The 7,723-nt window shown below is 35.9% G+C and carries 10 protein-coding genes; 1 reads left to right on the top strand and 9 read right to left on the bottom strand.

Features of this window, described 5'->3' with window-relative positions; all coding sequences use genetic code 11:
* Window positions 1-293, bottom strand: a 293-nt coding sequence (locus AC1DJR_RS18105) for a DAK2 domain-containing protein (RefSeq protein ID WP_477003172.1), incomplete at its 3' end; no start/stop codon positions are given.
* A gap of 22 nt (window positions 294-315) precedes the next feature.
* Window positions 316-678, bottom strand: coding sequence for an Asp23/Gls24 family envelope stress response protein (locus AC1DJR_RS18110; protein ID WP_002014507.1), 363 nt, complete (start codon window positions 676-678; stop codon window positions 316-318).
* Window positions 679-1,056: 378 nt separating this feature from the next.
* On the opposite strand from AC1DJR_RS18110, the gene rpmB reads away from it, so the two are divergent.
* Complete coding sequence (gene rpmB, locus AC1DJR_RS18115) at window positions 1,057-1,245, top strand: 50S ribosomal protein L28 (RefSeq protein ID WP_000124776.1); 189 nt, start codon at window positions 1,057-1,059, stop codon at window positions 1,243-1,245.
* Window positions 1,246-1,318: 73 nt separating this feature from the next.
* Here rpmB and spoVM read toward each other — a convergent pair whose 3' ends face one another.
* The 7 genes from spoVM to rlmN form a co-directional block, all read right to left on the bottom strand.
* Window positions 1,319-1,399: a stage V sporulation protein SpoVM gene (gene spoVM / locus AC1DJR_RS18120; protein WP_001213599.1), complete on the bottom strand. Its 81-nt coding sequence runs from the start codon at window positions 1,397-1,399 to the stop codon at window positions 1,319-1,321.
* A gap of 66 nt (window positions 1,400-1,465) precedes the next feature.
* The gene (locus AC1DJR_RS18125) at window positions 1,466-2,146 is read right to left on the bottom strand and encodes a thiamine diphosphokinase (RefSeq protein WP_429691813.1); all 681 of its coding nucleotides are present in this window, start codon (window positions 2,144-2,146) and stop codon (window positions 1,466-1,468) included.
* Between the two features lie 100 nt (window positions 2,147-2,246).
* The gene (rpe, locus tag AC1DJR_RS18130) at window positions 2,247-2,891 is read right to left on the bottom strand and encodes a ribulose-phosphate 3-epimerase (RefSeq protein ID WP_002014505.1); all 645 of its coding nucleotides are present in this window, start codon (window positions 2,889-2,891) and stop codon (window positions 2,247-2,249) included.
* A 2-nt stretch (window positions 2,892-2,893) separates the two neighbouring features.
* Window positions 2,894-3,586, bottom strand: a complete 693-nt coding sequence (gene rsgA / locus AC1DJR_RS18135; RefSeq protein WP_477003173.1) for a ribosome small subunit-dependent GTPase A — start codon at window positions 3,584-3,586, stop codon at window positions 2,894-2,896.
* A gap of 270 nt (window positions 3,587-3,856) precedes the next feature.
* On the bottom strand, window positions 3,857-5,830 hold the full coding sequence (gene pknB, locus AC1DJR_RS18140) for a Stk1 family PASTA domain-containing Ser/Thr kinase (RefSeq protein ID WP_477003174.1): 1,974 nt from the start codon (window positions 5,828-5,830) through the stop codon (window positions 3,857-3,859).
* An 8-nt stretch (window positions 5,831-5,838) separates the two neighbouring features.
* Complete coding sequence (locus AC1DJR_RS18145) at window positions 5,839-6,591, bottom strand: Stp1/IreP family PP2C-type Ser/Thr phosphatase (protein ID WP_477003175.1); 753 nt, start codon at window positions 6,589-6,591, stop codon at window positions 5,839-5,841.
* 4 nt (window positions 6,592-6,595) lie between these two features.
* Entirely contained in the window at window positions 6,596-7,684 is a 1,089-nt protein-coding gene (rlmN, locus tag AC1DJR_RS18150) for a dual-specificity RNA methyltransferase RlmN (protein ID WP_002014500.1), read from the bottom strand.
* Window positions 7,685-7,723 lie beyond the last annotated feature (39 nt).

Consider the following 7,723-nt stretch of genomic DNA (forward strand, 5'->3'; position numbering starts at 1 on the left):
GATTTAGAGAAACCACGGAATAACTGAGATAAAATAACCCCAGAGTTTCCACGAGCTCCCATTAATAATCCTTTGGCTAAACTTACACCGACTTTACCAGCATGCTGYGAAGGATTTGCTTTCACTTCACGTGCGCCTGAAGTCATTGATAAGTTCATGTTTGTACCGGTATCGCCATCTGGAACTGGGAATACGTTTAATGCATCAACAAGCTGAACATTATTTGTTAAATTATTGGCTCCTTGAATGATCATTTGTGATAAACGTTTTCCATCAATTTTTTGAATTGACACAGATTTTCCTCCTTAATGCACATTACAAGTTTATTACTTTAACTCCTTGTACGTAGATGTTTACAGAATCTACTGCTAGTCCTACAGTTTGATCTAATGTATATTTCACTTTAGTCTGCACGTTATGTGCTACTTCTGAAATTTTCGTACCATAGCTCACAATAATATACATATCAATATGTACTTCATCTTCATTTTTACGAACAATAACGCCTCTAGTGAAGTTTTCTTTTCGTAAAATTTCTGTTAATCCATCTTTTAACTGATTTTTTGATGCCATACCTACGATACCGTAGCAATCTACTGCGGCACCTCCAGCAATTGTTGCAATTACATCTGTACTAATATCAATTTGACCGTACTTCGTTTTAATTTCAATTGACATCTCGTTTCCCCCTTCATAAATGGTGAAAGTGAGCTAGACTACTTTAGTTACTATCATATAATCTTTTTAAAGAAAATTCCATCGTTCTTTCTTTTTCACTCTCATATTTTATGTTTTAAATTACATTTTTTTATGATGAGCAAAATAGTCCATTGTTATTATACAACATGTACCACTATAATATGTCAAGCAATTTTTCTTGATTTCACCTTTTCTTCATTGACATATAGTGTCAAGTATTTTTTCTTGATTTCTTTTTCCTACGGTGTTGCATTCTCTTTTTAGTTGTGTTAAATTATAGTAGTGTTTTTAGCATCGCATAAAAGACTAATATTGAAAAATTACGTATGTTACGGTAGTTAAGGGAGGGAAATATAAATGGCTCGTGTTTGTGCTATCACTGGAAGAAAAGCTCGTTCTGGTAACTCTCGTTCTCACGCAATGAACGCTACAAAACGTAAATGGGGCGCTAACCTTCAAAAAGTTCGCGTACGCATCGACGGAAAAGTTCAACGTGTTTACGTTTCTGCTAGAGCATTAAAATCTGGCAAAATCGAACGTGTTTAATAATAAAAAAAAGAGCCGCTAGGCTCTTTTTTTATTATACCATTGGAAAAAGCACCGGTAATAGGTGCTTTTTTTAGTCTTTTTTGAAGGTATTTAACATCGCACGAACAATTCCACCAAGAAATTTAGGTAACTTAATTGTATAAAATCTCATGGTTTCCCTCCTAATCCCCATTACTCCACTTGTTCACTATATGATGCAAGGAGCAAAATTGTTTCTTCAATCAGTGCTTCTTATCATCATTAATATGCCAGAAGTGAATGAAAAAGTACCTTTTTCCTCAACGAGTTCATTACTAATACAAAGTGTCGATCCCCACTCTATTGTTTTATTAGTAAGGGGATACTTAAAACCGTGAAGTGTAATACCTTCTACCCTTTCAGTAACTGGTACAAATGATACGTATGGAAAATGTTCGTTTCCTTCAATTATATACATACCAAACTTTTTCACCATTATTTCATTTTTATTGTCCACAATACACATTTCTATATTTACTTCTAATCCCTTTAAAAGCATCTGAATATTTGCTAAACCATGATCAAGTCTTCCACCAGTAGCACCAAAAATACGAATTAATTTTGGTTTCTGTTCTAAAGCCCAGCTAATTGCAATTTCTAAATCTGTTTGATCTTTTTCTCGCGGGACGATATGTAATTCATTTGTTTGCTGCCTCATCCATGCTAATTCCTCATCAGTAACTGAATCATAATCCCCAAACGCAACAGCCGGAGTGATTCCTCTTTTCAACAAACGGTACACTCCTCTATCAACGGCCGTCCAAACTACTTCTTCATTTTCATACCGAGAAAAATCTGCGCAGTATTCTGCAGGTCCTCCCGCTAAAATATGAATAATCATTTTCCCTTCCCCTTCTATTGTAAAAAGGCAATCTGCCATTCGGTAGATTGCCTTTCTCCTTATTTGCCACTCTAACATGTATAAATAGTGAAGTCTTAATGAACTAGAAGCTTCACTAGGATAAAGGTTCGTTCATTCTTTATCCGCGAATTACACGAATTGCTTCACCGCGGTCTTTTTGATTGTATACTGCTGATCCCGCTACAAGAACATTCGCTCCTGCTTCAATACAAAGTCTTGCCGTTTCAGCGTTGACACCACCATCAACTTCAATTTCCACTTCTAGATTTCGCTCTTTAACCATCTCTGCAACTTGTTTGATTTTCGGTAATACAGAATGAATAAACTTCTGTCCGCCAAATCCAGGATTTACTGTCATAAGTAATACCATGTCTATATCTTCTAATACATGCTCAATCGTTGAAACTGGCGTATGCGGATTTAATACAACCCCCGCTTTAATGTCATGAGATTTAATTAACTGAATTGTACGATGTAGATGAGGACACGCTTCTACATGAACAGTAATAATATCCGCTCCCGCTTTTGCGAAAGTTGGGATATAGTTATCAGGATTTTCAATCATTAAATGTACATCTAACGGTAATGATGTAATCGGACGGATTGCTTCTACAATTAATGGTCCAATCGTAATATTTGGTACGAAATGTCCATCCATTACATCGACGTGAATGTAGTCAGCTCCGCCTTTTTCTACATCTTTAATCTCTTCCCCTAATCTGGAAAAATCTGCTGATAAAATCGATGGTGCAATTTTAATCATGACTAATACCTCGGCTTTCTCTCTCTAATTTCTTCTACGAATTGTTTGTAATTCTTATAACGATATTCGGTAATCTTTCCTTCTTCAACCGCAGCTTTAACCGCACATTTCGGTTCAGCAAGGTGTGTACACCCTCTAAATTTACAGTATTGGCTCGCTTCTTTCAACTCTGGAAAACAATATGTAAGATCTTCTACTTCTATATCTATGAAATCAAGCGAACTAAAACCAGGTGTATCCGCAACAAGTCCGCTTCCAACTGTAATTAATTCCACGTGTCTTGTCGTATGCTTTCCACGTCCTAAATGTGAAGAAATATCATTAGTTTTCAATTCTAAATCTGGGCGTAATACGTTTAGCATTGAAGATTTCCCAACACCAGATTGGCCTGCAACGACGGAAATACAACCTTCTAAGAATGGTTTCAGAATATCAATACTTTCCGATGTATTTATAGAAGTAAACAACACATCATAACCCGCAATAGGAGGTCTAACAAGTTCATTTTTCCGATCAAATACTTCTAACACATAACCTTCATTCGGATTATCCGCTTGAAAAACAACTTGGTCTCCTACAAGTGGCGTAATTTTATTCTTTCTGAATACACCACGCCCACGACATTGTGTAATCCCTTCCTCATTCTGCACATAATAAAACCCACTTAGAGCTTTTACAATTTTTCCTTCTGGCATATAATTCTCCTTTATTTTGTATAAAATGAAACTGCAATTAAATATGAATAGACTAGTGTCCTTTAAACAATTATTTCAAATCCCACCAAATATATATCCAGGTTCATATATTTAATCTACCATCAAATTTGAAATATTATTTACAACAGTATCACTTTTACAGCTTTTTGAATCATATATTTTTGCCTGTTATACAGTCCACGATGTAGACAGCATAACAGGCAAGAGTAATAAATTCCATCTTCTATATAAGGACGATGGAATTCACTATTATTGAGYTGGATATGGTACTTCCTTGTCCATWATCGTTACTCCATCTCGGACAATTTTATARTGTCCCTTTGCACCTTCTTGAATTACAAATTCTAAAGAAATAATCGCTGACTCAGTAATTGTTCTCGTTTCAACTGGTTTATCCATTTTTTGCTGCATATCTTCTTTATAAATTTCTATTGTTTGCGGCTTTTTCTCACCTGTTGCAGAAGCTTCATATGGGATAGAAAYGTTATCCACTTTTACCGTTTTCGTYACTTTAGGCTTCGGACCMTCKGAGATAACAATCGATACTTTATCTCCTTCTTTTAAAGGTGTCCCAGGCTTTGGTAACTGTGAAATAACAAGGCCTTTATCAACCGTATCTGAATACTCTCTTTTTATATCAGAAACAAGCTTTCTTTCATTTAAATAACCTTTTACACTATTTTCAGTCCATCCTGAAAAATCACCTGGTCTTATTTGATAAGGTCCTTTACTTACCCAAACTTTCAGTTCTTGTTCTGCCTCTATAACCATTTGATCAGGCGTTGGGATTTGCTCTACAATTTCACCTTTCGGCTTATCATTTTCAATATAATTTATTGTAACTTGTTTATATTTTTCTTCTAACTCAGTCCTTATACTCTCGAAATCTTTTCCTGTAAAATCACGCATCTTACTTTTCTTTTTCCCACCTGATTGGTAGATAGTAATTTTAGAGTTTTCTTTCACAACTCTTCCTGCTATAGGATCTGTTTTTATCACTTTTCCGGCTTCAACATCATCTGTATATACAAGATTAGGTTCAGTAACTTCAAAACCTTTTTCAACTAATGTATTTACAGCTGTCGTATATTTCATACCAGCCACATCAGGAACCTTCACATCTTTCGGAATAAAGAAGCCTGGAATAACAGTAAGTGCTAAGGTTATCCCTATCGCTAAAAGTAAAAATGTTGTAATTAAAACTTTCAGCCATTTATTACTTCGTTTTTTCTTCTTACCTGATTCGGTCTCTTCTTTTCTTACTTGTTCATCCACTTTACTTCCTTTTAATACAATCGTTTCATCACTTACATTTTGAAATAGTTGTTCTTGTTGAATAATTGGAATCGCTTTCGTTGCTTCCATATCTTCTGGTATATAAAACGGTTGTTCATTTATTCGTTCTGGGTATAGTGCTGTTTCAATATCTCGTTTCATCGCGTTAGCAGATTGATATCGATGGAACGGATCTTTCGCAGTTGCCTTTAATATAATATTTTCAACACTTTGTGGAATATTTTCATTCCATCTTTTTGGAGATGGCATTTCATTTTGTAAATGTTTTAACGCAATTGCAACAGCAGATTCACCAGAAAATGGTTGTCTTCCTGTTAACAATTCAAACATAACAATTCCAAGTGAATAAATATCTGATTGTTTATTCGCTATACCGCCGCGCGCTTGTTCTGGTGATAAATAATGCACCGAACCGAGCACCGAATTTGTATGTGTAATCGTTGCTGCACTTGTAGCCGTCGCAATTCCAAAGTCTGTTACTTTGACCAATCCGTCATCTCGAATCAAAATATTGTGCGGTTTAATATCGCGATGTACAATCTCAAAATGATGGGCGTGTGCCATAGCGGACGTTAACTGCTCCATTATATCAAGAGCCTCTCCTATCGGTAACATCCCTCGATCAATTATGTATTGCTTCAATGTTCGTCCAGGTACATATTCCATTACAAGATAATATATATCATCCTCTTCCCCAACATCATACATATTCACAATATTTGGATGCGACAACGTTGTAACAGATTGCGCTTCTCGATGGAAACGTTTAATAAACTCTTCATTATTTGAATAGTCGAGTCTTAATATTTTTACCGCTACATCTCGGCCAAGTATATCATCATGAGCTAAATATACATTGGCCATTCCTCCACCACCAATCATTTTCAGCAGCTTATAACGGTCATTTAAGCGTTTTCCAATCAGCACGTTGCACTTCACCTACTTTCGTTTGTCGAATCCGTATAATCAATAATAACGAGGGTAATATTATCTTCTCCACCACGATCATTTGCTAATTGAATGAGATGCTCTCCCTTCGCCTCGAGCTGTTCATTCAATTGTAAAATTTGTTGCATATCAGCAATAGAAACTTTGTTAGACAATCCATCCGAGCAAAGAAGTAATTGATCATCTTCTTCAAGCACCAATGTTTTAACATCTAATCCAACTGTTTCTTCATTTCCTAATGCTCTTAACAAAACATTCTTTTTCGGGTGATATTCTGCATCTTCCTTTGAAATTTCGCCATGTCTCACAAGTTCATTTACAAGCGAATGATCTTCCGTTACAAGCGTCATTTTCCCCTCTGATACCATATAACACCGACTATCTCCTATATGACCTATCGTCACAAAATTCGATGTACAAATGGCTATTATAAGTGTTGTTCCCATGCCATTACATTCTGCATGCTGCTTAGAGTAAGCAWATATGCGCTCATTAATAATTCCAACGTTAGTATGTAACCACTTTTCTACCTTTTTAGGCTCATTCATATTATGCGTTTGCTTCCAATAATCATGGAATAATTGAATAGCCATCGAGCTAGCTACATCGCCAGCTCGATGACCTCCCATTCCATCTGCTACTACCGCTAAAATATTTCCATCTAAATTGCGAAAAACTCCTGCACTATCTTCATTATGTTGACGAACTTTTCCTTTATCCGATAGAAACACGGCTTTCATCTAGTCACCTCGTCTCTTCTTTGCGCTCCTTTGCACGCAACTGACCGCAGGCTGCATCAATATCATGACCTTGTTCACGGCGAATGGTTACATTCACTCCACGATCTTTTAGCGTCTTTTCAAATAAGAAAATTTGTTCTCGTGGCGTACGTACATAATCACGTTCTGGCACGTAGTTTACCGGAATTAAGTTTACATGACATTTTACACCTTTTAAGAGCGCAGCAAGTTCTTCAGCGTGCTCAACTTGGTCATTTTCTCCTCCAAATAAGCCATATTCAAATGTAATACGACGCCCTGTTCTATTTACATAGTATTTAACAGCTTCCATTAAATCAGGTAGCTTATAAGCACGGTTGATCGGCATTAATTTTGAACGTATCTCTGTATTTGCAGCATGCAATGAAATCGCAAAATTAATTTGCATATCTTCTTCAGCGAACTTATAAATTTTTGGAACAATTCCACTTGTTGAAACTGTCATATGTCTTGCACCAATATGAATTCCTTTTTCATGATTTACAATGCGTAAGAACGACATTAAGTTATCATAATTATCAAATGGTTCTCCAATTCCCATAACAACAAGAGAACTTACACGTTCTTCTGTTTCATCAAGCGCACGCTGAACTTCTACTACTTGCGCTACAATTTCTCCAGCCTCTAAGTTTCGTTTTAACCCACCAAGTGTAGAAGCACAGAACGTACAGCCAATGCGGCAACCCACCTGTGTTGTTACACAAATGGAATTTCCATATTCATGTCGCATTAGTACAGTTTCAATAGAGTATCCATCGTATAACTGGAATAGGAATTTAATCGTTCCATCCGAAGACGTTTGTTTTACTAAAGTGTTTAAAGTAGTAATATCAAAGGAATTCGACAATTTATCGCGCAATCCTTTAGCAAGGTTTGACATATCCTCATAATTTTTTACACGTTTTTTATATAGCCAATCAAAAATTTGTCCTGCACGGAACTTAGGTTCTCCTTGTTCCTTTAACCAATCTTGCATTTCATGAAGTTGTAAAGAATAAATTGATGGTTTCTTTGTTTCTAGATTTTTCTTTTGTTTTTTTACAGTCGTTTCCATGATGCTACACCTTCTTTCTTAAACAAGCAATATAAAAGC

The sequence above is a fragment of the Bacillus sp. 05T31 genome (genome assembly GCF_056396725.1).